General features: G+C 32.7%; 1 protein-coding gene. It reads left to right on the plus strand.

Annotated features, from left to right (window positions below; all coding sequences use genetic code 11):
• Positions 1 to 110: 110 nt before the first annotated feature.
• A partial coding sequence (locus tag V7147_RS01160) for a hypothetical protein (RefSeq protein ID WP_335366095.1) occupies positions 111 to 211 on the plus strand: 101 nt, incomplete at its 3' end.

Consider the following 211-nt stretch of genomic DNA (forward strand, 5'->3'; position numbering starts at 1 on the left):
ATGTAGTATAATAATTCGAGTGAGGGGAGGATTTACGATATATGTCAGATAACGAATCGAAAAAAGATTTATATAAAAAGAATCTGCAAGAACGGCATAGTGAAGCCAAAATGATCCGTAAAATTGTATTTATCGTATTTATCATAATACTAGTAGCTTTATCTGGAATAATCGGCGGAGGCTATTTATATATAAAATCAGCGCTTGAGCC

The organism is Bacillus sp. JJ1521, from assembly GCF_036965165.1.
Lineage (GTDB): Bacteria > Bacillota > Bacilli > Bacillales > Bacillaceae_L > Ferdinandcohnia.